This window comes from Treponema primitia (assembly GCF_046533075.1).
GTDB lineage: Bacteria > Spirochaetota > Spirochaetia > Treponematales > Breznakiellaceae > Termitinema > Termitinema primitia_B.
The window spans coordinates 1-26,681 of the sequence record NZ_JAJQRB010000078.1 but is presented as its reverse complement, the minus strand read 5'-3'; the positions used below and the strand labels follow the sequence as shown (position 1 = coordinate 26,681).

Genomic DNA, 26,681 nt, shown 5'->3' with positions numbered 1-26,681 from the left:
ACGCCTCGTAGGAAAGCTGTGAGTAGATCGCCGGGATCTGCTTGCCGTCGCTTGCACGGCGCACATCTGCGGCGGTACGGCGGAAGATGTCGTAGACCTCCAGGCCGGGGGTTTTCAGGTTCTTCAACAACTGGCCGGTAAAAAGGCCGTTCCGGCCCGTGCCGTCTGCGGCGGTGCTGCCCGTACTGGTGGCGTAGACTATCAGGCTGTCTGCGGGCTGGGCGCCAACCACCGTAAGGCCCCGGCTGCCGCCCCGGGACCAGCTAAAGGGGTTGTCCCGGCAGGCGTCCAGGACTATCACGTTCAGGGGGTTCCCCGCCTGCTTGATCTCGTTCAGGGCGGCCTGTACCGGCAGGGCTTTGGTACGCAGGTAGGACTCGCCCTGGATAGCCGCATCCACCGGGATAAGGTAGTTCTCCCCCTCGGACTGCACTCCGTGGCCTGCGTAGAAGAAGAAGCCGTAGGACCCCTCGGCCCCGGATAGCCGGTTCTTCAGCCGGGTAACCCCATCCTCCATGGCCTGGAGGCTCCCGTTCAGCACCAGGTCCACCCGGAACCCCAGGCCCTCCAGGGCGGCCTTCATGTCGTTGGCGTCATTCACCGGATTGTTCAGCTCCCGCGTCGAGGTATACGCCCCGTTCCCGATGACCAGGGCAAACTTCTGCTGTGCCCCCAAAGCCAGAGGCAGCAGGACCAGCGCCATAAGAACCATCACCTTTTTCATGGGAACAGGATACCACCAATTACGATGGGCTGTAAAGAATTATCGGAGGAAAAGGTCGCCGGACGCCACTGGGTTACACACATCTTCGCTATTTTCCCGGAGCACAGAACCCTTTTATTTTTTTACCAATTATTTTCTTTCCGGCATTTTAAAATCTTTTAATGCTTTATTTATATAATCATTAAAAGGAGGTATTTTTAATTAAAATATTTTCTCCCAAGTAAAGCATTTTTCACCTGAGCTCCCTATATCCGGTACGGCCCAAAAAGGCCGTAAAGGAGCTCACTATGAAACTACCCTTCCTATTTTCTTTTTTCAATCCGGACCTCCGCCGCCAAGCCAGAGAAAACGCCAAAGCGGGCAAGTCCCTGGACCTGCTTTCGGACTTCGTCTTTAAGGCTCTGCTTACCGCCAATGACGAGGATTCCAAAACAGCCCTCCGCTGCCTCCTATCCGCCTGCATCCACCGCCCGGTGGAGTCGCTATCCATCAGGAATAGCGAACTCCTCCCGGAGTACCTCACCGGAAAGACCATACGACTGGATATCCACCTGGTCTTTAACGATGGGGAACAGGCGGATATCGAGATCCAAGTTAAAAAGACCGAGGATGACATCAAAGTACGGGCCATGGTCTATGCCGCCTACCTCCTTTCCAGCCAGGCCAAGCAAGGGAAGTATTACAAAACTATATCCCGGGTCTACCAGATCTTCTTCCTCAATTTCGTCCTATTTCCGGAAAGCGATAAGATCCCCCGGCGCTACACCATGCGGGAGGAGGATGAACATGACGAACTGAGCGAAGTGGTAAAAGTAATTTTCTACGAACTGCCAAAGCTAAAACGTATAGCCGATAAGTATTTTTCGGGGGAAATAACCCTGAAAGACTTGCCTGCGGACCAGAAGTGGGGTATATACTTTAGGTATAGGAACGACAAACGGATGGCGGGGCTGGTCGAAGAACTCTGCCGGGAGGATGGGATCATGCAAGCGGAACGGATGTTAAAGAAGATAAGCCGAACGGAAGAACAATGGGCCCGGGCGTTATTTCGTGAAAAAGCCGCAATGGACTACCGGTCCGAGATGTACGCCAGCCGGGAAGCCGGGAAAGAAGAGGTTGAGGCGAAATACAAGCCGATACTCGAGGAAAATGCCCGGGCCATTGAGGAAAATGCCCGGGCCATTGGGGAGAAGGACCGAGTAATTGATGAAAAAGACCGGGAAAACCAGGAGCTTAGGCGGAAGCTGCGGGAGGCCGGAATAGAATAGTAGGCAACGCAGGGGTGACAGGCACGTGCCCGTCACCCCTCGATGTTATTCACGGCTCACTGTGATGTTATTGGTACAAAAGTTGACATATCAACATTTATCGTTGCCGAAGAAGCTGTTACTCCTGTCTTCATATAATAAGTGGAACCCAGTGTAACATATATGTCACAAGTATTTATGTCTGTCCAAGTGCCTAACAGGTTGTTAATTGTTGCCGTATAAGACGGAGATACTCCTGATATTGAAATATCTTCTTCGTCATCCGCTCCCGCAATAAGATTTGTTCGTGCCACGACATTCCCGAGTGTGGTTCCGGCAGGAAACACGCCAACCATAAACCCGCTTTGTCCGGCGGTTTTTTGCGTATCCGTTATGCCTGTTATAACAAGTTTTTTGGTACTGACCGTAAAATCCGAAAACGAACTATACGGGATAATATTAGTTTCATTTATCTGTAATTGCACCGTGGACTTATATTTGTAGACTGAAAGTGATTGAGCAAGAAACCTTATATCATAAGTCCCGGGGGTTCCAAAATAATATAACCTTTGGGCGACTGTGTCATACATCCAGCACTCATACCAATCATCTCCTATAATATCACCCCAGCCAGCCGCGTCTGAATCTCTGGCGGCGATTATTGTAGATCCTAGGTTAGACGGGCTAAGTGAACCTGGATCACCTATACTAAATAGAATTTTGGACAAAGGATTAGATGCTGATAGTAACGAAATTACATCAGGAGGAATTCCAGTAACCTTTATACGAAATAATCCAACGGCTTGTTTAGTGTATGTGCCATTTATGGCAGCATTGCCGCTTAATACGGTCAACGTATTGCCAGATAGAGTAGCGGTTCCTTCTTTTCCTGAGCCTGTTCCTGCCGCAGTCCATGTGGCAGTATTTCCACTAACAGTATATTGGGGAGTAGTACCATTAATAATACCAACCACATAGATACTTCCATCAGACCAATTTCCATCTATTTTTACGGCCCAATTTGTATCACTAAAGCTTATAGTTTTATTTCCACTGGTATATAACCCCAAAAATGTGACAATTTGGTTGGTTACGGCTTTGCCGGTAAACGCCGCAAGCGCATTGGGTGTATCCGCCGTGTCTACAATGGCGGTTCCGTTATATGCAAGGGTAATCGTCTCGTTATAGACTGCCGGGCGGCTCAGGGTAAGTGTCCAGTTTGTGCCGCTGCCCGAAGCGCTGCTGATGCTTATAGTATCGGGACTGCCGGTAACGGTAAAGTCCGCCGCTGAAACTCCGGTAACCGGTTCGCTAAAGGTAAGAGCAAGCGTACCAGGCGCATCGCTCGCGATAAGCGCAGTAGACAATTGAGGCGCGGTAATATCATTTTGTCCGCCTACTATTCCATTCACGTTGTTGGTTACCGCTTTATCGGCAAACGCCGCAAGTGCGTTTCCCGCCGCATCTTTTACATTTCCCGACGTTGCAACATACGAAAACGTGATCGTTTCGCCATGCACCGCATTGCCGTTTAAGGTGAAACTAAGAGCGTTTGTGTCTGTGCCGCTTACGGCGGTAATAGCGGTCGCGCCGGTGGAGCCGGTGATGCTAAAGCCGTTCGCATCGGTAATAGTAACCACTTCGCTAAAGGTTACTGTTAATACATTTTTTGCGCTGTTTTCAATAACAGCGCCTGTTACCGTTGGTGCGGTAGTGTCCGCGTGCCCGCCCGTAGGGCCGCCGTCCGCGCCTCCGCAGGCAGTCAGAACGAAAGCGAATATCAGTAACACTGCCAACATTCCCATTACAATAAACTTGTTATTCTTCATGTTAGAAACTCCCTTACGGTTTTTTTGTCCCGTCGACAAATTTATTATGGAGCCAATGCCGACACCGACCGCGGCAGCATTACCAATAGCCGAGATTTGAAGGATTTTAGCCGCAAAGATTTGAAGAATTTTGACCGCAAAGGCGCAGAAGGCGCAGAAGTTTTAAGGGAATAGGTCCAAGTTTTCCCTTCCTTCTTCTTCGCCTTCTGCGACTTTGCGGTCGAATTTTTCTTTAAAAGTGGAAATTTATACGTTAGATACTTGACATGTTGTGTTTTAGTTAAAGTATAATGTGAGCCGTGAGCCTTTTTCTGCTATTTTGTCTGGCTGAAGCATGAAAGTATTGTAACCCCTATAGAAAATTTGTCAATAACTTCTATAAATTAAGAAAAAATCTATTTTACTAAAGCAAAATTCCCCCTAACCCCATCTTCCTGGTACGGGGGCATTATATGATGAATATTCCGGCTATAGATGATAAAACGGTTGATTCAGGAAAGGCAGTTGAACGGCTGAACCCATTAAACGACTACCTTTTTCTCAAAATGATGGGTGAAAAAGGCGATGAGGACCAGCTTTTGAGCTTCCTCAACGCCGTATTACAGCGGACCCGGAAGGAGCCCCTGGTTTCGGTGGAGATTATCGAAAACCGCGCCATAACAGCTGAGATCATCGGGGACAAAGCAAGTATTCTGGATGTCCGGGCCAAAGCCGCAGACGGGACCCGGGTAAATATTGAGGTACAGCTTAAAAACCTGGACAATATGGACAGGCGGAGCCTCTTTTACTGGAGCTTGGGCTACACCCGGAACATAGAGGTCGGAGATGATTATGTGAAGCTGCCGAACGTCATAGCCATAAACATCGTCAACTTTGAATACCTGGAAACTCAGGACTTTCATGCCAGCTTCCACTTGCGGGAAGACACCGAACGGGATTATATTTTAACCGAGGCGCTGGAAATCCACTTCATAGACATGGTGAAATTCAAGCGGCTTCGGGAAAAGGACATTAAGAACGATACCTTACAGCGGTGGATGACCTATTTTAACCAGGATAGCCCGCCTGAACTTGTAGAGGAGATAGTACAAATGGATGCGGCTATACAGAAAGCGGAGACCAAAATGGACTTTGTGTCAAAAGACAAGGAAGCGTTACGGGCCTACCAGATGCGAGCAATGGCGATGTCGGACTTGACCAGCGTTATCAACAAGGCGAAGCGGGAAGGTGAAAAAAAGAAAGCTGTTGAAATAGCCCGGAACATGAAAGCCATGGAAATGACTAGTACACAAATCACTACTGCCACCGGGCTTACACCGGAAGAAATCGAAAAGATTTAACTAACCTGCGCCTTGCCGTTCCTCATCCTTCCTAAAGCCCCCCCACCCTGCCACTCCAGTATGTGATCTCCCGGTAAATCCCCCTTCTTCGTATTATGTGACACCGGCGGGCGTGGGGAGGGGTGCGCCCGGCTTCATGTATGTGGAATTCCTCGCTGTAGTAGACCCGCGCAGCGGGGCTGCGGAGGCGAATTCTACACGCACATGAAGCCGGGCGCACCCCTCCCCACGCCCGATTTTGCCGACAAAATACAAAAAAAAGGGGTATTCAACAACAAAGATATGGGATACACTCACCAACCAGGAGAAGATGTATGTCCGATTCGGATGGCGGAGCTCGTGATAAAATGATAGATCTGCGGAGTGATACGGTAACGGGCCCCACGGACGCCATGCGTAAGGCCATGGCAAACGCCGAGGTGGGGGACGATGTATACGGCGATGATCCCACGGTCAATAAACTTGAAAAGCTGGGCGCGGAGATCAGCGGCAAGGAAGCGGCAGTTTTTGTGCCCTCCGGTACCTTTGGTAACCAGCTGGCCCTCTTTACCTGGTGTAAGCGCGGCGACGAGGTGATCCTTGGGGAGGAGTGCCACATCATCCAGCACGAAGCCGGAGCGGCTTCGGTTATCGCCGGGGTACAAACCCGGCCTATTCACGCCCCGGACGGAGTTTTGCGGCCCGGGGATCTCCGGCAGCGGCTGCGGAAGGCGGATCTCCACGCTCCGGCTACATCCCTTATCTGCCTGGAAAACGCCCACTCCCTGGGCCGGGTGGTGTCACTTGCCGACATGGATGCGGTGCGGGCCGTGGCGGATGAGTGGGGGCTCCCGGTTCATCTGGACGGCGCCCGGCTCTTCAACGCCGCCGCCGCACTAAAGGTGGAGGCCCGGGAAATCGCCGCCCGTGTAGACTCGGTGATGTTCTGCCTGTCCAAGGGGCTCTGCGCCCCGGTGGGTTCCCTATTGGCGGGAAAACGGGATTTTGTCGAGGCCGCCCGGTACAAACGGAAGATCATGGGCGGCGGTATGCGCCAGGCAGGAATACTGGCGGCGGCGGGGATCATCGCCCTGCGGGAACAGACGAAGCGGCTGGCGGAAGACCATGGGCGGGCGAAACGGCTGGCCGGAGAACTTGGGACTATTCCGGGTATTGTTACTAAGCCGGAAGAAGTTGATATCAACATGGTTTTCTTTTCATTTCCCCCCGCGAAGGATGCGGATATCGCCAAGGGTATCGTTGATTTTTTCGCCAAGAGGAATATTGTAATAAGTCCTCCGGATCAGGGGGTGTTCCGCTTTGCCACCCATTACTGGATAGGTGACAACGAACTCAATCTTGTCCTGGAAGCGTCGAAGGAAGCCTTCGAAAAACTATTTAAAGGAACAGCCTTGTGAGCGCCTACGATGAACGCCGGAAAAAGCTATACGAATGGATGGTCAATGAAAGGATCGCCATGGTCATGTTCGAGGATACTGAAGGCCGCAGAGATCCTGCGATCCGCTGGATGACCGGCCAGCCCTCGGACGCACTTCTCTTTCTGAGCGCCGAAGGGAAATCCCTTTTGGTTCCCTGGGATGCGAATATGGCGGCTGTTTACGCCCAGGCGGATGTTGTTATCCCCTATGGCGAATTTGAACGGCGCTCGGTTAAAGCCCTCCAGGGGGCGGCGGCGCTTTTCAAGATCCCGCTGGGTTCCCGGGTGGAAATCCCCCCGGTTACTTCCTATACGAATTTTCTCAAATACGTAGGGGATGCGGGAGAATACGATATCCTCTGCCGGAATAGTGGTACCCACGGAGAAGCGGAAAGCCTCCGGGCGATAAAGGATGAAGAAGAACAGGAGATTTATCGCAAAGCCGGGGGGATCACCAACGAGATTATCGACCTGCTGGAAAACAACATTACTGCGGGCAGGATCCCCACGGAAATTGACGTGGTACTCTTTATCGAGGCGGAGTGCCGCAAACGGGGCTGCGAAGGTACGGGCTTTGAAACCCTGGCCGCCGGCGCCGGACGGAGCTTCGGCATCCACGCCTTCCCCGCCTATACCGCCGAACCCTTCGCCGGGCCCGGCCTGTCCATCCTGGACTTCGGCCTCAAGTACCGGGGCTACACCACCGACGTCACCCTCAGCTTTGCTAAGGCCCCCCTGAGCCCGGCCCAGGAAAAGATGCTTTCCCTTACGGAAAAAGCCTACGAAAAGGCTCTTTCAATGGTTAAGGACGGGGTCTACACCAGGGAAATCAGCTTGGCGGCGGACGCAATTTTCGGCAAAGCCCGGAAGGCCATGCCCCACGCGTTGGGTCACGGCATAGGTCTGGAAGCCCATGAAGCTCCCTACCTGCGCAGCCGGCAGGACAATACCTGGCAGCTCCGGCCGGGAATGGTCTTTACCCTGGAACCGGGGCTTTACGATCCTGTTCACGGCGGCTGCCGTCTGGAAAACGACATACTCCTCACCGAATCGGGCCCGGAGCTTCTTACCAAGGCGCGGATAATCAGGTTTTAGGGATACTATCCGTTCCCGCCGACTTTAATTCATTAAAAATCGGTTTAATGTTGCGGTAAATCCCCTTGTATATCGAAAAAAAACGTTTGTATTGCCCGGTCTTTTTAAGATCCGGCTCTATCTGTTCAAAGCCGTTGATCTGCGCCACCGCTTCCTCCAGATCCTTCCAGAGGCCCACGGATACCCCTGCGGCCATGGCTGCTCCCAGGGAAATGGCATGGGTAGGAAAGGGATGGACCCGCATGGGTATACCGGCGATATCACAGATTAGGGTGCGCCAGAAGGGACTGCGAATACCGCCTCCCAGGAGGGTGAAGGTTTTTATGGGCATGGAAAGATCGGCGTAGATATCGACAATCTCCCCGATAGCGAAACTGACCCCTTCATATACCGCCCGGAGCAGGGTCTGCCGGTTCCCCGCCAGGGAAAGGCCGACAAAGACACCCCGGGCGGCGGCGTCCCAGTGAGGGGTACGTTCCCCCATCAGGTATGGCAGGAACATGACCCCCTCGGAACCTATGGGTATGTCCTCAAGACTCTTTTCAATGGCCCGGTACTGTTCCGGCGTATCGGATATGTCGGCGAAGAGGAGCCCCAGGGCCCAGTCCACCGCAATCCCCGCAGTCTGGGTAGTTCCGCAGACATTGCAGGAATGGCCGTCCAGATCGAAGAAATTCTGCATCCGCCTCAGGGGATCAAACCGGGGTTCCGGTGCAAGCATGGATGTCCAGGCGCTGGAACCCACGGAAACATAGGCCTCTCCGGGACCGGTAACCCCCGCGCCCCGGGTGGCGCAGGACCCGTCGCCGCCGCCGTAGGAAACGGGTATCCCCGCAGGGAGCCCCAGGATCTCCGCAGCTTCTCCGGAAAGCCCCCCTTCCCGCTCGATGCTGCTCCGTATTGTGGGGAAACATTCCCGGCGCAATCCCAGGGCGTCTATCATATCCCAGGCCCAGGTTCGGCCGGCAAGATCAAGCATCCCCGTAAGGGAGGCGTCGGAAAAATCGGTGGTACCCAGGATGCCCGTCAACTTGAACCGCACATAATCCTTGGAATTGATAACCCAAGCAGTTTTGTTATAGGCGTCCCGCTGCTCGTCCTTTAGCCAGAGGAATTTTGAAAGGGAAAGATGCTCATCCGCGGGGTTACCGGTCTTGCGGTACACCGCATCCTCCCCAAGGAGGGAACGGACCCGGTCACACTGGACCGTACTTCTGGAATCGGAATGGATAAGCTCCCGGTGGGTGGGCTGTCCCCGGGCATCCACGGGAAGGCAGCCGTTCATGTGCCCCGTAAGGCCGATGACCTCTACGGAGATTCCCGCCGCTTCCGGGGAAGCCAGGAGTTCCCGGGTCCCCAGGACTGCGGCTTCCCAAAACAGATCCGGGTCCTGTTCAGCCCAGCCGGGCTGGGGGTATTCGGTTTTGTAGGGCTTGGATACGGAACCTGCCAAGGCGCCTGTCCCGGTAAAGAGGGCGGACTTTACGCTGGTGGTTCCTATATCGTAAACAAGTATCCCGGATTTCATCCCTTAACCGCGCCGGCAACCAATCCTTTTACCAGAGCTTTCTGGGTCATCCAGCCCAGAATAACTGCGGGGAGTACTGAAATGGTGGAGGATGCGCAAAGCTGGGCCACGAACTGTCCCTGCTGTTCCCGAAACCGGGACATATACACCGGTAGGGTTGCGGTGGGATTCCCCGTAAGGTTAAATCCCAGGAAGAATTCGTTCCAGATAAAGACCGCCACCAGAAGAGCGGCGGAGAGTATCCCCGTCCGGGCCAGGGGTATGGCGATCCTGGTCATGCGCTGGAATTTAGTACATCCGTCAATTTCAGCGGCCTCAAAAATTTCCTTGGGCAGGTCCGAAAAGAAGGAATGAACCATCCATACCACGATGGGAATATGAAAACCCACATAGGCGGCCAGCAGCCCGTAGGGGGTATTGATAAGCCGGAACCGCTGGTACCAGGTAAACAGGGGAATAAGAACCGCTACCGGAGGCAGGAGGATGGTGGTGATAAACCACAGATAATATTTGCCCGAAGACTCCTTCTTTTTCAGATGCCCGAATACCAGGGCAAAGGCTGCGGGGATTCCAAGGACAAGGCTGATTACGGTACCGAAGAAAACCTGAAACAGGGAATTGCGGAGGTACTGGTGCATGGTGGGATCGCTCAACACCTTTCTATAGGTTGCCAGGGTGGGCTTGAAAAAAATAGCGGGCATCACCGCCTGCTGTTCGGTCTTAAACCCCGAAAGGAACATGTACAGAATAGGGAAAAAATACAGAATAGCGATGGCATATATAACCAGGGCCAGGAGCAATTTCTTGATAAAATTCCGCACCCTGATGGTCCGCTGAACGTCTGCGATTGATTTACCGCCCATAGCCGCCTCCTTTAATTATACTTTGCGCTGCGCCGTTCAATAGAACGGTAGATAAAGTTGACCAGAGCCAGGGTCAGAAAAACGGTCATCGCCGCCAAGGCGCCCGCCCGGCCGACGTTATTGGCGCTGAAAATCTGCATATACACGTAATAAGGCAGGGTATAAGACCGGGTACCCGGCCCGCCGGCGGTGGTGGTAAGAATCAGTCCGAATTCTTTTACCACAAACACCAGACCCAGCATGATCGCCACCCGCAGGTGGTTCATGATCAGCGGCAGTTTGATAAAGAAGATTCCCTGGAGCCAGTTCACCCCATCGATACGCATACTGTCCAGGAGATCCCCGTCCAAGCCCTGAAGCCCGGCGAGCAAAACCAGCACAAAGAAGGGCATCCACTGCCAGGTAAAAAGCACGATTATTACCGCCAAAGGATGATAACTCACTAAATCCACCGGGGTGAGTCCCAGGGCTTTTACGATTACCCCGTACCACCCAAAGATGGTGTTGAAGATGGTAGTCTTCCAGACAACGCCGCTGGCTGTAGACATGACAAAAAAGGGCCCTAAAATAAGGGTTCGGGCTATATTTATTCCCGGAACAGGGTGATCGAACAAGAGGGCCAGCAAAAACCCAAGAAAAGAACAAAGAAACAGGGTAATGCCGATGATTAGAATGGTCTGCCACAGGATGCCGTAAAAGGGCGGAATATCCTTGAGATTTTCGATTTTTAGAAAATAGAGAAAATTACCCAGTCCGGTAAAAGTTCTTGGTATATCCGGCCTGGACATATTCCAACGCAGGGTTGAAAAAACCAGGGTTAATACGAAGGGTACCTGGGTCATAAGTGCGACAACCGCAACCGCCGGTAGCAGATACTTGTAATCGGTTTTTCTTTTCATAAAACCCCCTAGACATAAAGAACCATCCGGTGGTTTTTAGGCCACCGGATGGGGTTTAGATTTACTTATACAAAAACACGGTGGACTTACTTTTTATAATTGCCTTCTTTTGCCACCGCTTCAAAGGTCTGTTGGGTCCTCCGGAGCGCCTCGTCCAGGGTGATGTTATCCACCACATAGTCCGCCAGGTTCCGGGTCATAATATCACCCGCATCGGCGAATTCGGGGATCGCGATATACTGGAGCCCCACATAGGGTACGGGGTCAAGGCAGGGCTTGGTAAAGTCAATCCCTTCCAGGGTCTTGAGCGTCGCATCAGTATAGGGAACCGAGGCATACGCGGCAAGTTTATAGGTTGAAGACCGTGACGCCGGGGGAGTACTGGCTCCGGAGGGATCCGAGGCGATGGTCTTGGCGATATATTCCTTTGAAGTTGCCCAGAGCATAAAATCAAAGGCAGCCTGTTTTTTCGCCGCAGTGGCCTTGGGGTTGATCCCCATGGTCCAGTTCCAGAGCCATGCAGTGTTTTTGTTAAGCTTGTCATGGGGGGCCATTACATACCCAATTTTTCCCTTGGTTTTGGCGCCATCCGCTTCCAGATCATTCGCAAGGGAAGTGGCGTCATAATAGATACCGCAGTTGCCCGAAGCCATCAGGCCGATACATTCATTGTAGGTATAGGACAGAATATCCGGCTGGCCCGCTTCCCGGAGGATCTTCTTGTACATTTCCCAGGCACCCCGCTGTTCGGGAGTGTTTACCGTGGCGTTCCAATTCATGTCGTAGAACTTGCCGCCGAAGGCGTTAACCATGGTGACAAAGGGCGCCCCGCTCATGCCCCAGCCAGGGGTTCCCCGCATGGTAAAGCCGACAATCCCCTTGGAAGGATCATGAATTGCCTTGGCGAGTTCATATATCTGCTGCCAGGTGGGTTCTTGAGGCATAGTCAGCCCTTTGGCCGCAAAAAGTTCCTTGTTATACATAATAAAGGAGCTTTCGCCGTAGAAGGGAATCCCGTACGGGGTACCGTTCAGGGAAACAGAATCTAACATACCCTTGATCAGGTCCTCCCGGTCATACCAGGTTTTCCGTTCGGCGCTGAGCTTGCTGAAATAGGGATCAAGGTTTTCAAGCCAGCCGTTCTTCGCCCAGGTTTGAGCTTCGTAGGGACCGATATAATAGATATCATAGGTAATCCCGCCGGTGGATGCTTCGGTGGTTAGCCGCTGGCGCAGGTCGTTTTCCGGCAATACGGAAATATTAACCGTAACGCCGGCCGCTTTGTACTCATTCTGGGCAATTTTAGCCAATGCTTGGGAATTGGGGTTGTTTGCCAGGGCAATGTTCACCGTTACCGGCTGTACACTGCTTCCTCCCTGCTTACCACATCCTATAAACAACGGACTTCCTGCCAGCGCCAGCATAATGACCGCCACTACTGATAAAACAGCACTCCTCTTCATAATGATCCTCCTATAGATCTACCCGATCTTAAAAACCAGGCTGGATACCTCGAGAAAATGAATAAGCTTAGGGGAAACTATATAAAATCTTAAAAAGGTTTAAATGGACAAACACATTATTGATCATAACTGCCTTTCCCCGGTTTGTCAACAAAGCAGAAAAGAATATGCCCATTTAACTTCGTTTGGGGTCCTGGTGGCTGTAAAAAATATCAGGAACCCCCAAAGGGTCCCCCTGATATTTTTTACACCACCACCCCCGATAACGTAATTTGGGGCATATTCTTTTCTGCCGGATCGCCGGATTAAGGTTTTACATGGTCTCCAGGAAGGGTATCCCAATAAGGTTAAGCGCATCCCGCAGTACCCGTAGGACGGCCTTGGAGAGAGCCAGGCGGACGGCGGCTACGGCGGGGTCCCCGGCGTTGAGGATGGGGCAGTCGTGGTAGAAACGGCTGAAGCCCTTGGATAGATCGTAGAGATAGGCCGCCAGAACCGAGGGGTCCATCCGGGTTGCTGCGTCCGCCACGGCCTGGGGATATGCGGAGATGGTTTTGATAAGCTCCCATTCGGCGTCGTTGCTGAGGAGTTCCGGCTTGAGAAGGCCTTCGGCCGCGCCGTTAGTATTACTGTTGGCTTTGCGGAGTATGGATGAGATCCGGGCGCCCATGTATTGGAGGTACGGGCCGGTGTTGCCGTTGAAGGACAGGGATTCCTTGGGGTCGAAGAGCATGTCCTTGGCGGGGGTTACCTGTAAAAGGTAGTAGTGAAGGGCTCCCAGGGCTATCTTCTCCGCCACCTCCGCGGAATCGCCCACCGCTTCTTCACGGTCCTTGCTGCGGATTTCTTCCAGGGCCAGATCCCGCAGGCTGTCGATGAGGTCGTCGGCGTCCACCACGGTGCCTTCACGGCTCTTCATCTTCCCCTCCGGGAGGTTCACCATGCCGTAGGAAAGATGGTAGAGATTATCGGCCCATTGGTAGCCCAGTTTTTTCAGGATAGCAAAGAGGACCTGGAAGTGATACTGCTGTTCGGAGCCTACCACATAAACCATGCGGTCGAAGGGCCAGTCATTGTGCCGGAAGATGGCGGTACCGAAATCCTGGGTGATGTAGATCGATGTCCCGTCCTTGCGGAGGAGAATTTTTTTGTCCAGCTTCTCCGCAGTCAGATCCACCGCTACCGCGCCGTCCGGCTCCCGGTAGAAGATACCCTGCTCCAGACCTTTGAGGACTTCGTCCTTCCCCAAAAGGTAGGTGTTGCTTTCGTAGTAATACTGATCGAAGGAAATCCCCGTACGTTCATAGGTTTCCTTCATACCGTCCACGGTCCAGTCCTTCATGGTCTGCCAGAGTTTCACGGTCTCCGTATCACCGGCTTCCCATTTGCGGAGCATATCCTGGGCCCGCGCCTCGGCGCCGCTGTCGGTCTGGGACATCTGGTGGTATTTGACGTACCAGTGACCCACAAAGTGATCGCTCTTGATATGTTCGGAAGCCGGGGTTTTACCTTCGCCGTATTCTTTGTAGGCAAGCATGGATTTACAGATGTGGATGCCCCGGTCGTTGATGATGCACACCTTCCGTACCTCCGCCCCGCAGGCTGCCAGGATACGGGAGATGCTTTCCCCCAGGATGTCGTTCCGCAGGTGACCCAGGTGGAGGGGTTTATTGGTGTTGGGGCTGGAAAACTCCACCGTGATACGGGACCCGGCAAAATTGCCCGGACGGCCCACCGGAACGCTTTCGTCCGCCATCTGAGCCAGAACGGAAGCGGTCACCGACGGCCGGTCCAGTCGCACGTTGACATAGGGACCCTCGGCGGCGAATGATCCTTTGCCCAAATCCTCAGTAATGCTGTCGGCGGCTAAGGCGGCGGCAACCAGCTGGGCAATTTGGGGAGGGCCCTTCCGCAGTGTTTTGGCAAAGCCGAACATGGGGAAACCCAGGTCGCCCAATTCCGGCTTGGGGGGTATCTCGGCGATCACCTGGGCGGCGTCAATGCGCCCCTCAAGGCCCGCATCGGCAAGCACTTTTTCCAGAGCCCGGGCAATCCGGGCTCTCCATGCGTCTCTTATGGCATCCATACTAATTCCTTCTGACCCATAGGTCCGGTTAAAAATATCCCATCACGGCAAGCATCCGGGTATAGGCAGGCCTTTCCCGCCGGAATGAGCCCAGCCGTTGATCCGTAAACGTACAGTCCTCACCGTAGGCGATGTTCCGTACCCCCGCCTTGGCCAGTAAGCGGGCGTTGGCGGCCTGGAGATCCAGGGCGGGCTTCCCCCCATCCCGCTTAACCACCGGTCCCAGGGGATACGCTCCGGAAGGCCCGCCAAACTCCGCCTCAAAAACGGCGGCCCGCTCCTCGTCCACCTGATAGCAGCAGGGGTGAATACAGGGCCCCAGCAGGGCCGCCACTGCTTCCGGCCGGGTTCCCCAGCGATCGGCCATAAGGGACAGGGCATTGAGAACTATCCCCGTACCCTTCCAACCCGAATGGAGCAGAGCCCAAGCGCCGGTAAGGGTATCGTACAGAAACACCGGAAGGCAATCCGCCACGGTTACCGCCAGGGCGATTGTCCGGTCCCGGCTTACCATACCGTCCGCTTCGGGCCGGCCGGAAAAGCGGTCATCCGCGGCCAGGACGGTACGGGAATGGACCTGGGTACAGCTCCGTACCTGCTCCGGCGCCAAACCCAGGGAACGGAAGAAGGGGGTCCGGGTATCGCTATCATCAGAATATACCATATTTCCGGCGGCGCGGGAAGAAATGACGCAGCGAATTTCCCTTACTACGCCGCCATCCATCATCAGGGGCATCTGTGCATAGGAGGGGCTATCAAAGGAAAGCGTAAAGGGATGGAGGGTCATCGGCATATACTGAGCTAGCGCCCGGCCTCCATGATACTTATTTTATGCATGAGTTTCCGCGCCTGGCTTAGTGTTTTAATAGTATTAGTAATGCCCAGAGCAAAGGTATCGGTTTTTCCGGACATGTCCGCTAAATTGGTGAGGGTGTCGAATTTTCCATCCGGGGCCTTGGTTAGTATGCCCTCCAGAACCTTCACCATAAGCTCCAGGGCATCCCCGATCCGGTCGATGATCTTCTTCGCCTCGTCCGAAGCCTCATCCTCCAAAAGCTGGACCTTGTGCCGTTTCACCGACAGGGAGGACATATCCATCTTCGCGGCGATATACCGTTTTCCCAGATCCCCCTTGATGGAGATATCCCCCTCAAAGTGTTTAAGAATTTCATCAATCTTAAAGAGATCGTTATAGGCGTCATTAAATTCGGTGAGGTTTTCCTTTTTAAAGAACTCGCCGTCAATCAGGATGGGCCGGAGGACCAGATTCAACTCCGGGACAAACAGGACGGAATGAAAGGTCCGCAGGAAGGAAAGGCAGAAGGCTCCCCTAAGGGGCATCCCAATGGAGTTGTATTCCAGCGGGTTTGGAAAATCCGATTCCACCCCGGCAAGGACCTGCAGCTCCGCGCCCTTAAAAAAATCCTGGAAGTCCTTTAGCAGTTCCCGGCGGCGGTGGTTGCGGTTATAATCGTTAAACTGTTCATCCACCGTATGTTTCCAGTATTCCTTGTACATACTGAACCAGTCCTCGCCGCCGCTTATAGTCTGGGGGAGGATACTCATATCCTTTTCCGCACAGCGGAGTATCCTGTTCAGTGGCACAGTTTTATTGAAATTACGGATCACCGCCAGGGCTTTCTGCGCCTGGCCGAGGAGAATGGTCATCTCGGTTTCCATGTTAAATTCCGGTGTTTCCGATTTATCCTGGAGGATGAATATAAAGAGGGACTCCAGAAGGGTCATGGGAGGAGTCTCCTTTAGGGAATAGAGGATGTTGTTCAGATTCCGGAGATAATTATTCACCAGATGGGCGGAACAGACCTTTCCCTGCCGTCCACGGTGGTTGGCAAAGGAGACCAGGAGCCGGTCAAACAGAAAGGATGAAAGTTCCTTCAGGCAGTTTAAGGTCCGGGCATTGTAGTACATCACCACCCTGCGATCATCCCCTATGGCGGCAATGCCTTCGTCCATGGCCAGTATACCCATCTGCCGCAAAACCTGATCGGAAGCGCCGGCATGCTTTTCCGCTACCTTTACGGGATCCGTCCCTTCCAGCAGGAGGCGGTGGATATCCTCCATTTCCAGGGAGGCGAGGAAGACATAAAAGGCCCCTTTGTCCCGGTTCACGCTCATATCCAGTGCATCGTAGAAAAAACGGGCGCTGTCCTTAAGATCCGTAACCGCTTTGTAAAAAGCCGGAAGGAGCAGGTCATGCTCATAATCGTAGATCCCCGGGGATTGTTCCTCAATAAGCCGCCCAACTTGAGCCACCTGCCGGCCCTGAAAAATCTGCAGGGGAGTTTTCCCCCCAAACAGGCCGATGAACCAAAAAAAAAGGCGGGTATACCAGGGCAGTACGTCAAATCTCTGTTTGATATCCATGATCTCAGCCCCGGAATCCGGACTGCCGCTATCATTATACAGGAACTGATCCGAATCCCCGGACTGGGCGTTGAGCTTTTCCAGAAGATTTTTCCGGTCATCCATGGGAAGCGCCATGACCAGACGGTTAAAAACGCCGTTTTCTTCCATAATAAACAGTATATGCTATTTGAAGGGCGTATGCTACCGCAATAGACGCTTTTGGAGAATACCGGATTCGAACCGGTGACCTATTGATTGCGAAAGGCCCCGGGTCTGTATTCTATACTTAGTTTGTATCTGTCTTTTGTCTGTCTTTTCTTCCGGGGCTGCCGCTCTTATTTGACACTGCGGGTATGGCGTCCGGGGCTTGCGGACATGGCGATATGGCTGGCGGCCGTCCGGGAAGTATCAGCCCCGGACTTAAAGCAACGTTGTTCAAAATCCTTCGGCCGGGGCGAGGTTTTCCGGGGTACGGCTTAGATTGATATGTTTAATTCCCGGCCATAGACCCGGGCAATTCTCTCCAGTGTTTTTACCGTGGGGTTTGCTTTCCGGGGGTTTTCAAGGCGCTGATACGCCTGATAGCTAAGACCCAGTCTTTGGGCAATCGCTGATTGGCTTTGTTCTCCCCGGAGTTCCCGGAGCTGAAGAGACAAAGCAATATGGCTTGCTACGGTTATAGGATAACCTTCAGTAAAGGCGGGCGGCGGTATTTTGTTACCCTGGGATATATCGGCCTCCAAGCAGCCGTCCAGGGCTTCCTTGGCCATGGCAAGGACTTCGTCCTGGGAAAAACCGCAGGTTACGACATTGGTCATATCGGGGAATTGGGCGATATATTCATCCCCCTCTTTTTCTATGGTGCAGTGGTAAGTCATCATTCCTCCTACTCGATCCCGGCTTCTTTAAGGATTCTTTTTGCAAGGTTACCAATATCCTTATTGCCATGAAATGGAACCGCTACAGGACGGCGCCCGGCTTTGACAAATACATGGTGGGACCCGGTTATCCTATCCAGTGTCCACCCACGGGCTTTCAGTTTGTCCATTACCTCTTTTGCCGTCATGTTTACAGTATACAATATATATATTGTATTGTCAAGCAAGGGAAGACAGTTTTTTCCGGGGCTGGGATATCACCCCTTTTTCCCCGGTGTCGTTCATACGGAAAGTTGTTTCATAAAGGCAATTATCCCCGCCTGAATAATGCAGTTCTTACTCAACGCCGCCAGGGGTCTCTTTTTTCTGCCGGATTCTATTCAATTCTTTAATAATGTTTTCAGCGTCCGCCGCGGTCATGTCCGCCCGCCGTATCATGTCCGCAATGGCGTTGTTATGGACCGCCGCCCCGGTCTTTTCGTTTTTGAATTGGACATAATAATTAGGCCGGTCCGCTCGTTGCCATAGGGAAAAAGGGTACTCTCCATTCATGGCTTTCATTTTGCGTATAAGCAATAATTGAAGACGCTTTTGGAGAATACCGGATTCGAACCGGTGACCTATTGATTGCGAACCAATCGCTCTACCAACTGAGCTAATTCCCCATAGGACAGACTAAAGTCTGGTGGAAAGTATAGCGAATATTGTATACTTAGGCAATATGGGTTTGACCGTGGTTTTATACAATATATTTCGTTTTGGGTTTGCCCTTGTCTTTGTGGGGCTCCACTGTGTCCTTATGGCGGGGTTGCTTCTGGAGTGGCGCCGGGATAAACGGGCCGCCCGGGGAACTCCGTTGCAAATAGCGGATGCGGAGGCGCCTAAACCCCTGGTTTCGGTGGTTATCCCTATCCGTAACGAGGCGCTGCGTATGGAGGGGCTGCTCCGGACCCTGGGGCTCCAGGATTGTCCCGGGACGGAGTATATTTTTGTGGATGACCGGTCTACTGACGAAAGCCCCGCCATGCTTCAGCGTTTTGCCGGGACCCGGGGGAATGTCAGGATCATTTCCCTGACGGAAAATCCCGGGCCGAACCACAAACAATATGCCCTGAGCCGGGGTATTGATATTGCCCAGGGGGAACTGTTCCTCTTTACCGATGCGGACTGCGAGGTACCGCCTTCCTGGATACGCGCCATGATAGCCCGCATGGCCGATGAACGAGTCGGGGCAGTTATCGGGCCGGTTTTTAAGCTGCCCGGGGGGAAGGGTTTTTTCCAGGTATACCAGTGTTTTGACCATGCCATACGGTATATGTATCTGGCGGCTTCTACGGGAATCGGAGCGGCCGGGGGCGGGTTTGGGAATAACCTTATACTCCGGCGGGAAACCCTGGATTGTATCGGGGGCTATGAGCGGATTCCTCCTTCCCCCACGGAGGATGCTGCCCTGATTTCTCAGATCCGGGCGAAATCCAAGTATCAGGTTCGATCCGCCTGCGGCGCCGATGTCTTTGTGATGACCCGGGGGGAAAATTCCTGGAAGGATTTGCTCAACCAGACCCTCCGGTGGAATAACGGGGGACTCTTTAGTCCCGAGATTTCTACCAGACTGAATTTCGGCTTTCTGATGATTACTATTTCTATGGGAATGATAGCTATCCCCATGGTTCCTTTCATCCCTTCCCTCTGGCCCCTCCCCGCAGCGGTACTACTCGCCATGACCATGAATACCCTGGCAACCCTGAATGTTTTCGGCGCAGCAGTCCCCAATGCAGGGCCCGCATGGATACTCCACACGGTTTTTACCCCCCTGTATTTTACCCTTCTGACCATCCTGGGGTTTCTGGGGGTCAAGCCATCCTGGAAAGATAGTCCGGTGACCCCCGGAGCTTAGAAAAGACCGGCGCCAAGGTAGGTCTTTACCTGCAAACTTATGGAATAGCTGGCCATCCGGTTCAGTCCCCAAACCGGAATAGCATAACTAACCGCAAATTCCGTAGGTAGTTTCCAATTTATAAAGAAAACAGAAACATTCGGCCTTACGGTGACCAAGAGATTTGGTGCGGTGGCCCATAAACCGGGGTAATTTTCATTCAGCACTTTCTCGAACCTGTCTTTGTTTGTAACAGCACCGTAAACAATCTCTTCGACGCCTAAAAATGAATATGTTTTCCCTGAATTGAATTTGAACTGTACCGGGAGTCCCGCGCTAAGAACCATGTCCGCGCCTAAAGGGATGGTAAAGGCCGGTTCCAGTTCAACGCTTAAATCGTAGCCGTATCCAACTTCCTCATCAGTATTTTCTACCTTAGCGGCTTCGGCTTTTTGCGCGGTCTCATCTCCGCCGGAGTTAGCAATCTCTACGAGAAGCCTTTTCTTTTCAATCCGGGCTGCCATATACTCCAGAAAACTGCTATCCTTCAACTTGTTTTTACCAAGATAATATAAAAATTCACCGCTCAGGTTGATAGCGAAGTGCCTGGTAATTCTATAATCCGTATAAACCCGGGAACCAAGACCAAAAACATGGTTGTCACCGTTAAGAACAGTAAGGGTATCCGCTGTTCCGGCCTTATTAAATTGTTCCTCAAAGTCCGTGCCCGGCAAAGGAATTTTAATTTCCGGGCCCAGGGTAAAGCGCCATCGGGAGGATTGTATCGGCGCCTTTTCGCCAATGATCTGAATTTTTGCTTCCAAAAAAATATCTGACAGGTCGTTGGCATTGAGACTGGCATTCGAAAGTATTTTTGTACCATCGTTGTTAAGCTCATACGCTATTTCAAATTCCGCATTGGATGCGATAGTCCAGCCCGGTTTCCACCTGGCTTCGGCGGAAATCCAGTCAAGAATACCGTACCCCAGGGTAAGAGCGGTGCTGAATACCCGCAGGAGGCCGGTCTCATTGACCCAATACGATGTACCCCCCTCATAACCATACACAAGATCCGCAAATTCAAAGGCGGGGGTCAGGGAAAAGCTGACTGTCTTGACCGGGGGAAGCGCGGCATCCTCGGCAAAAAGCGAAAAAGAAAACGGCAGTAGAAAAACTATCCCCAGGAAAAATCTTTTTTTCATAGTAGCCTCCTATATTTAAAAACTCATGCCTATGTTGAAGGTACTTGTAAATTCATCCGCCGCCACATTATAGGAAAGACCAAATCCCAGGGCGGGAATGGCTATTCTGCTTAGGTAGAAATTAACGGCGCCGGTGACACCGTGATCGAATTGATGTTCAAGAATAGGTCCATAAGAATAAACTGCCTGATACGTGGCGAGGAGCGCCAGGGTTCCCTGGGAAAATTTATAGAGGTACTTCTCCAAACCCAATACGGCGCCAGCATAATGCTGCGCAGAAAAAGTGCTGGGGGGGAGTATATTGATGCCCACGGATGAGGCGGAAGATTCAAGGAGGGGCGGAGATGCGGGGGCATAATGGATGCCTCCGCGGATAATTGCCTTAAAACCGGGAACCATGGAGAGTTCATAGTTCCCCCGCAGGGAAAGGATATGCAGGGCAGGATCGTCCATCACCATAAGAAAAGTATAATCCAATTTTGCATTTTGTTGTGAAAGCAGAAATCCGTCCCAGTGGCTGCGGCTTATTTCCAGAGCCGGGTTGATGCCCCCGGAAAGGATGCCTTCTTCCGGTGGAAAAAGGTCATCCTCGCTTTCCCGGATACTCCGCCGGTGCAGGGAAAATGATATTGATGTCTTGAGGAGCTCCGTTACCGAATAGTTCATCCCCAGGCTGCCGATGATAGTATCCTGACTGTATCGCCGAAGATCCTTCTTGTTCTGATCCGTATCCCGCTGGTCCCGCCTGCCGTACATACCCATGAGGCTCCAGCCCGGGAAATTCCGTTCCGGGGTATTCTGATAGATAAGCGAGGCAATCACACCGGAGGTACCGAAGATCCCCGCCACAATAAATTTGTCGTTTAAGCCGAAGGCGTTGGCATCCATAAAGGCAGCCCCTCCGCTCATCCCCCCGTCGGAATCCATAAAAAATACCGGGAAGGGGAAAAAGGCCCATTTTTCCCGAACATTCACGGTAAGGGTCATCCCGTCTCCGCCCGGGTTTTCTCCTACCCCGATGGAAATAGGTTCGAGAATACCCGTATTGACAATTGCCGCATGGACTTCGTTAAAATCAAGGCTCATCCCGTCCCGGCCGATAAACTTTTTTAGGGGGTATTCCGCCACATGAGGCTTGGTACGGACGATCCCCTTTACTGAGATCGCGGTAATCTCCTGAGCATGAAGATGAATACCGGTGACCATCAAAAAAGTAAATAAAAGGGTGCGCCCCGGCAGCTTTGTCACCAGATTAATGAAAATTTATTAACCGGGTCGTATTTCATACGACCCGCACCATCAGTCCCTGCGGGCCTGTTGCCGATAGGAATTTATTAACCGGGTCGTATTTCATACGACCCTCGTCATCCACCCCTTAGTGTCGGGGAGGGAGCCGTATTGGATGCCTTTTAGGGTGTCCCGAATTTCAGCGGTTAGTTCTCCTACTTTACCATCGTTGAAAACCGCTTTCTTGCCCTTGTAGCTCAGGGACTCGATGGGGGTGGCCCCGGCGGCGGTACCGCTGACGAAACATTCCTTGGCTTCCGCAAAAACTTCGTCGATGGCGATTTGACGCTCCGAAACCTTCACACCCCGGTCTTGGGCCAGCTCAATGATGCTGGAACGGGTAATCCCCGGCAGGATGGTGTCCCCCAGTTCGGGGGTTACCAGTTCACCGGACTTTAGATAGAAGAAAATATTGCAGGAGGAACCTTCCTCCACATATTTCCGGTGGGTTGCGTCCAGGAATACACATTCCATAAAGCCCGCATCGGCGGCTTCGTGTTTTGCCAGTGCGGAGATAACATAGTTGGAAGACGCCTTGATCCAGCCCGTACCCTTGGGAGTGGCCCGGATCCGTTCGGTAACCACCGCTTCGGATTTACCGGCGGAAAAATAGGAACTTACCGGGGTGGTGACAATCACGACCCAGGGCTCGTAGGAAATGTTCACCCCGATGCCCCCTTCGGCATAGGTAAAGGGACGGATATAGATCGAATCGGCGGTCATGAAGGAATCTTTTTCCCACTCCGCCTTATACTGCAGCTTGAACCCCAGTTGGACATTCCGCTTGACCGTCTCCACACAGGCCCGTACAAAGGCGTCTTCGGGGAAGCCGGGCATGTAGAGCCCGATCATAGACTTGTTGAACCGTACCGCATTCCGGTCGGGCCGGAAAATCGCCAGGCCGCCGTCTTTCTGGGGCAGCGCCTTGAGTCCTTCAAAACAGGAAAGACCGTATTGGGTCGTATAGCCTACCAGGGGCATATCGGTATAAAAATTCCGGGAATCCGCCAGGGCGTTTGCCGCATCGGCTCCCATGGCGGCCTCTTCCGCCGGGGTTTTATGGGGTTTCTCCAGATACTCTTCTGTCCATACCTTACCAGCATACTTTGCCCGGTATGTCACAGGATAGGAACTCAACGCAAATGCCATCATCGCCTCCTCAATACGCATGAAAAACACAAGATTTATCTATTTTATCAAAGCGCCCTTGCTCTGGCAATGCCTGAAAAGGGCGCCCGGTACTTCCGAATCATGCTGAATTGGTGACTCCATAGCATTTGGGACGTTTAGGAGCTTTTTTTGATAAGTTTTTCGGGTAACCAGATGAGAAGGATTTCGGCAACCATCAAACCGTCCATGGGCTTGGAGAGGAAACCGTTGAAGCCGTTGGCCAGGAACATTTCCTTTGCCCCGGAAACGGCGTTGGCGGTGAGGGCTATGATCGGAACACCGGCATAGCGGCCCCCCAGTACCCTGATTTCCTTTGTCGCCTCCACCCCGTCCATTTCGGGCATCATGTGATCCATCAGGACAAGATCGTACACATTGGCCTTGACCTTTTCTAGCGCTTCCCGGCCGCTTTTTGCCGTATCCGCATGAATCCCAAATGATTCGAGGATAAAACCGGCAACTTCAAGATTGATTTCAATATCGTCAACCAAAAGTACCCGCGCATCGGGGGCAGTGAATTTGATAACCCGTACTTCAAGCTCCGTCAGATCCGACGGAAGACCTGTCTTGAGGGGCAGGGTGATAGAAAAAACGGAACCCTTGCCATATACGCTTTTTACATCAATCTCACCCTGCATCATTCCACAGAGCCGTTTTGTGATCGCCAGCCCCAGCCCTGTTCCCTGTACCTGTTTGTTCCGTACCACATCCAGTTGTTCAAAGGCGGTAAAAAGCCGGGGTATGGCATCTTCCTTAATACCGATACCCGTATCCTCCACAACAAAGCGTATCCTTTGGACGGCGTCAATCGCTTCCCCATCACATTCAACCCTGAAAATTACCCCCCCTTCCCGGGTATATTTAAGGGCGTTGTTGAGGATATTGGTCACTATTTGACCTATACGCTTTTCATCGCCGTACAGCACTTCCGGAAGATCGCCGGAGAAGGTACAGCTGAAGCTCAGATCCTTTTCGGGGAAAAGGAGTTCAAACATGACTTTCAAACGGCTCAGCAGGGAGTCGAGCCTGAAATAGTCCGGCAGAAGTTCCAGTTTCCCCGCTTCGATTTTTGAGAAGTCAAGGATATCGTTGATCAGCGTGAGCAGGACATTGGATGAATTCTGGATATTTTTAAGGTAGCCTATCTGCACTTCATCCAGCTTCGTAGCTTTAAGCATATTGGAAATGCCGATGATTGCGTTCATGGGGGTACGGATCTCGTGGGACACGGTAGCGAGAAAATCGGACTTTGCCTTATTAGCCTTTTCCGCTTCACGCTTAGCCGCAAGAAGATCGGTGGTGTCATAAAAAAGCACCAGGGCGCCGATATTGGTACCGGCATCATCCCTCATGGGACTGACCTGTATACTGTAATCCCGGGGGTTTCCGTCCTTGCCGAAATCTACGGTTTCGTGGATATACACCGGCTTGTTGTCGCTGCTGCTGCTGATATGGCGTTCATAAATATCATTTGCCTGATCGACAAAGACTTTGGGGGTATATTCCTTCAGCAGATCCTCATAGTGTTTTCCCTGGATCATGGCAAAGGCGGGAACATGGATGGTCTTGAGAAAAATATCGGTGCAGTAAACAATTTTTCCGGCCCGATCAAAAAGAATGATAATATCAGGACAATTCTCCAGGAGCAGGTTCATGTACTTTTCCAGCTCCGATTTACTGTCCGCGATTATCTTGCTTAAATTATCCTTGGCCGCAACTACAATTTTATTGCGCTCAATAATGGTATTGGCCTGCTTGAGCTCCCTCTCAAGTTTCCGTATTTGAAGCTGGGCCTGTTCCAGTTCAGATGACACAGATCACCATGGTATCGTTATGGCTGCGGTTGGTTAAAGTTCCGTTCTTTCCGTAAACCGGGCAGAGTTCCGTTCCGGAATAGGCAAGGTGGAAAGGCGTGGCGCCGAGTAACGACTCGACCTTTTCCATTTCCGCAGTAGTATTGAAGCCCTGGGCAAAAAAACGGCCTACACAACTGAACATCAGCCAGGATCGTTCCTTTCCGGAAGCAAGGGCTTCTTTCAACACCGCCTCTGTGGTGACAAGCACCTCCTCGGCAGTAATGGCGCCCACCGTCAGCGTAGCTCCCTCGGGGACATAGCCGCCGCAGACCGCCGAACCGTCAGGGGCAATGGCGAACATTACCCGGATAATAGGCCGGGTTCCATCGTTGTAGTTCAGAATAAAAGGAAAGGAATTGATCCCGGTTATATCGCCCTTCTCGTCGGTTTCAAGCCCCAGGCCTTTCAAATAGGCCGCCACGGAAACGCCGTTAACGCCGCTTAAAAGGTTGCCCTTTGATGCGGTAACCACACCCTTTTCCCGAAAAGCCTTGGATTCGGAAATGCCTCCGACAAAAAAGAGGGGATCAACCTTTCCGTAACAGAGGATAAACACATAACAATCCCGGTAGGTCAGACCGCCGTAAATGGTCTGGGATTCATGGTAATCGGGGTTGTTATCCACCGCCAGGGTACCGAAGTTGGGCACATTGTCCGTAATGGACGACCAGGCCTCGACAAAAAAGTCCCCCGACACGTTGAGAAGCAGGGGGGCGAAACTCAGCATTAAGGCGGGTTTTTCCGCCCGTCCGGCGACCGTCTGTTCCCAGGCCTGACGCAGGGGTTTTTCGTCCTCGCCGGTAATAGGCCCGGTCAGGCCGGTGATAAATTCTACATCATCGCTGGTGAGTACCGTAAGGATGAGAAGCATTTCGCCCCTGGCGCCGTTGGTCGACCCCGCCAGGGTGGTGGTTCCTGCCAAGGGGAAGGGCAGCTTCTCCGCCAAAGCGGCAATTACCCCGGAATTGATAAAATCGGGGAAACAGGTAATAATGCCGACAGAATGCTTCCTTAGATGATTCAAATCAAGCTGAGAAAGTATCCCGTCAACCGCCGCTTTAGTATCGTCAATTTCAAGCGTAAAAGCCTTCAATGTCTTTATCATTACTTATATACTATCACCGGTCGAAGCAAAGATCAACAAATTGTAATGAACGAAAAGCCATAAATTCCAAATTCAACCACGGACCACACGGACAAAGAAGATTTACCACAGAGGACACGGAGGGAAGAACACAGAGGACACGGAGGGAAGAACACAGAGGACACGGGGGGAAACACAGAGGACACGGAGGGAAGAACACAGAGGACACAGAGGGAAGAACTCAGAGGACACGGAGGGAAACACAGAGGACACGGAGGGAAGAACACAGAGGACACAGAGGGAAGAACTCAGAGGACACGGAGGGAAGAACACAGAGATCACAGAGGAAGAAAGGAGGAGGAAGTACAAAAAATCGCCAGGGCTCGGAGTGGACCTGCCCCGAACCGGTAGACAACCAGAAGGATCATCATGGGAGATATGGGGCGCCGCGGATACAGGTGGAACTGCGG

General features: G+C 52.4%; 23 protein-coding genes and 1 tRNA gene. 6 read left to right on the top strand and 18 right to left on the bottom strand.

Annotated features, from left to right (window positions below):
* A partial coding sequence (locus LQZ19_RS16495) for a caspase family protein (protein WP_411048785.1) occupies positions 1–724 on the bottom strand: 724 nt, incomplete at its 3' end.
* Between the two features lie 287 nt (positions 725–1,011).
* Between LQZ19_RS16495 and LQZ19_RS16490 the strand changes: the two genes are divergently transcribed.
* Positions 1,012–1,992, top strand: coding sequence for an Rpn family recombination-promoting nuclease/putative transposase (locus tag LQZ19_RS16490; RefSeq protein ID WP_411048784.1), 981 nt, complete (start codon positions 1,012–1,014; stop codon positions 1,990–1,992).
* Positions 1,993–2,048: 56 nt separating this feature from the next.
* Here LQZ19_RS16490 and LQZ19_RS16485 read toward each other — a convergent pair whose 3' ends face one another.
* A complete protein-coding gene (locus LQZ19_RS16485) occupies positions 2,049–3,800 on the bottom strand; it encodes a SwmB domain-containing protein (RefSeq protein ID WP_411048783.1) in 1,752 nt (583 codons plus the stop codon).
* A 452-nt stretch (positions 3,801–4,252) separates the two neighbouring features.
* Here LQZ19_RS16485 and LQZ19_RS16480 point away from each other — a divergent pair, with 452 nt between their 5' ends.
* The 3 genes from LQZ19_RS16480 to LQZ19_RS16470 all read left to right on the top strand — a co-directional run bounded on the left by LQZ19_RS16480 (position 4,253) and on the right by LQZ19_RS16470 (position 7,652).
* A complete protein-coding gene (locus LQZ19_RS16480; RefSeq protein ID WP_411048782.1) occupies positions 4,253–5,140 on the top strand; it encodes an Rpn family recombination-promoting nuclease/putative transposase in 888 nt (295 codons plus the stop codon).
* Between the two features lie 314 nt (positions 5,141–5,454).
* Entirely contained in the window at positions 5,455–6,537 is a 1,083-nt protein-coding gene (ltaE, locus tag LQZ19_RS16475) for a low-specificity L-threonine aldolase (protein ID WP_411048781.1), read from the top strand.
* Entirely contained in the window at positions 6,534–7,652 is a 1,119-nt protein-coding gene (locus LQZ19_RS16470) for a M24 family metallopeptidase (RefSeq protein ID WP_411048780.1), read from the top strand. Before ltaE ends, LQZ19_RS16470 begins: the two co-directional genes overlap by 4 nt.
* Here LQZ19_RS16470 and LQZ19_RS16465 read toward each other — a convergent pair.
* The 7 genes from LQZ19_RS16465 to LQZ19_RS16435 form a co-directional block, all read right to left on the bottom strand.
* Positions 7,642–9,180, bottom strand: coding sequence for a xylulokinase (locus LQZ19_RS16465; protein ID WP_411048779.1), 1,539 nt, complete (start codon positions 9,178–9,180; stop codon positions 7,642–7,644). The two genes, LQZ19_RS16470 and LQZ19_RS16465, sit on opposite strands and share 11 nt — an antisense overlap.
* Positions 9,177–10,043 (bottom strand): carbohydrate ABC transporter permease, encoded by an 867-nt coding sequence (locus LQZ19_RS16460; RefSeq protein WP_411048778.1) that lies wholly within the window; start codon positions 10,041–10,043, stop codon positions 9,177–9,179. Before LQZ19_RS16460 ends, LQZ19_RS16465 begins: the two co-directional genes overlap by 4 nt.
* 11 nt (positions 10,044–10,054) lie before the next feature.
* A complete protein-coding gene (locus LQZ19_RS16455; RefSeq protein WP_411048777.1) occupies positions 10,055–10,942 on the bottom strand; it encodes a carbohydrate ABC transporter permease in 888 nt (295 codons plus the stop codon).
* Between the two features lie 86 nt (positions 10,943–11,028).
* Positions 11,029–12,405 (bottom strand): ABC transporter substrate-binding protein, encoded by a 1,377-nt coding sequence (locus LQZ19_RS16450; RefSeq protein ID WP_411048776.1) that lies wholly within the window; start codon positions 12,403–12,405, stop codon positions 11,029–11,031.
* Between the two features lie 313 nt (positions 12,406–12,718).
* The gene (gene argS, locus LQZ19_RS16445; protein ID WP_411048775.1) at positions 12,719–14,491 is read right to left on the bottom strand and encodes an arginine--tRNA ligase; all 1,773 of its coding nucleotides are present in this window, start codon (positions 14,489–14,491) and stop codon (positions 12,719–12,721) included.
* Positions 14,492–14,519: 28 nt separating this feature from the next.
* Positions 14,520–15,284 carry a purine nucleoside phosphorylase YfiH/LACC1 family protein gene (locus LQZ19_RS16440; RefSeq protein WP_411048774.1) on the bottom strand — a complete coding sequence of 255 codons (765 nt, stop codon included), beginning with the start codon at positions 15,282–15,284 and terminating at the stop codon, positions 14,520–14,522.
* 8 nt (positions 15,285–15,292) lie between these two features.
* Positions 15,293–17,026, bottom strand: a complete 1,734-nt coding sequence (locus LQZ19_RS16435) for a DUF5312 family protein (RefSeq protein WP_411048773.1) — start codon at positions 17,024–17,026, stop codon at positions 15,293–15,295.
* Positions 17,027–17,149: 123 nt separating this feature from the next.
* Here LQZ19_RS16435 and LQZ19_RS16430 point away from each other — a divergent pair, with 123 nt between their 5' ends.
* Complete coding sequence (locus LQZ19_RS16430; RefSeq protein WP_411048772.1) at positions 17,150–17,338, top strand: hypothetical protein; 189 nt, start codon at positions 17,150–17,152, stop codon at positions 17,336–17,338.
* Here the strand turns inward: LQZ19_RS16430 and LQZ19_RS16425 are convergent.
* The 4 genes from LQZ19_RS16425 to LQZ19_RS16410 all read right to left on the bottom strand — a co-directional run bounded on the left by LQZ19_RS16425 (position 17,335) and on the right by LQZ19_RS16410 (position 18,401).
* Positions 17,335–17,739 (bottom strand): helix-turn-helix domain-containing protein, encoded by a 405-nt coding sequence (locus LQZ19_RS16425; RefSeq protein ID WP_411048771.1) that lies wholly within the window; start codon positions 17,737–17,739, stop codon positions 17,335–17,337. The two genes, LQZ19_RS16430 and LQZ19_RS16425, sit on opposite strands and share 4 nt — an antisense overlap.
* A gap of 5 nt (positions 17,740–17,744) precedes the next feature.
* Entirely contained in the window at positions 17,745–17,924 is a 180-nt protein-coding gene (locus tag LQZ19_RS16420; RefSeq protein WP_411048770.1) for a type II toxin-antitoxin system HicA family toxin, read from the bottom strand.
* Positions 17,925–18,072: 148 nt separating this feature from the next.
* On the bottom strand, positions 18,073–18,297 hold the full coding sequence (locus LQZ19_RS16415; protein WP_411048769.1) for a hypothetical protein: 225 nt from the start codon (positions 18,295–18,297) through the stop codon (positions 18,073–18,075).
* Positions 18,298–18,328: 31 nt separating this feature from the next.
* A tRNA-Ala gene (locus LQZ19_RS16410) sits at positions 18,329–18,401 on the bottom strand.
* Positions 18,402–18,457: 56 nt separating this feature from the next.
* On the opposite strand from LQZ19_RS16410, the gene LQZ19_RS16405 reads away from it, so the two are divergent.
* On the top strand, positions 18,458–19,633 hold the full coding sequence (locus LQZ19_RS16405; protein ID WP_411048768.1) for a glycosyltransferase family 2 protein: 1,176 nt from the start codon (positions 18,458–18,460) through the stop codon (positions 19,631–19,633).
* Here LQZ19_RS16405 and LQZ19_RS16400 read toward each other — a convergent pair.
* The 5 genes from LQZ19_RS16400 to LQZ19_RS16380 all read right to left on the bottom strand — a co-directional run bounded on the left by LQZ19_RS16400 (position 19,630) and on the right by LQZ19_RS16380 (position 26,232).
* The gene (locus LQZ19_RS16400; protein ID WP_411048767.1) at positions 19,630–20,814 is read right to left on the bottom strand and encodes a hypothetical protein; all 1,185 of its coding nucleotides are present in this window, start codon (positions 20,812–20,814) and stop codon (positions 19,630–19,632) included. The genes LQZ19_RS16405 and LQZ19_RS16400 overlap by 4 nt on opposite strands.
* Positions 20,815–20,829: 15 nt before the next feature.
* Positions 20,830–22,020 (bottom strand): BamA/TamA family outer membrane protein, encoded by a 1,191-nt coding sequence (locus tag LQZ19_RS16395; RefSeq protein ID WP_411048766.1) that lies wholly within the window; start codon positions 22,018–22,020, stop codon positions 20,830–20,832.
* A 144-nt stretch (positions 22,021–22,164) separates the two neighbouring features.
* Positions 22,165–23,250 carry a branched-chain-amino-acid transaminase gene (gene ilvE / locus LQZ19_RS16390; protein WP_411048786.1) on the bottom strand — a complete coding sequence of 362 codons (1,086 nt, stop codon included), beginning with the start codon at positions 23,248–23,250 and terminating at the stop codon, positions 22,165–22,167.
* Positions 23,251–23,387: 137 nt separating this feature from the next.
* On the bottom strand, positions 23,388–25,085 hold the full coding sequence (locus LQZ19_RS16385) for a PAS domain-containing sensor histidine kinase (RefSeq protein WP_411048765.1): 1,698 nt from the start codon (positions 25,083–25,085) through the stop codon (positions 23,388–23,390).
* The gene (locus tag LQZ19_RS16380) at positions 25,075–26,232 is read right to left on the bottom strand and encodes an FIST C-terminal domain-containing protein (protein WP_411048764.1); all 1,158 of its coding nucleotides are present in this window, start codon (positions 26,230–26,232) and stop codon (positions 25,075–25,077) included. The genes LQZ19_RS16385 and LQZ19_RS16380 overlap by 11 nt, the downstream gene beginning before the upstream one ends.
* Between the last annotated feature and the right edge of the window lie 449 nt (positions 26,233–26,681).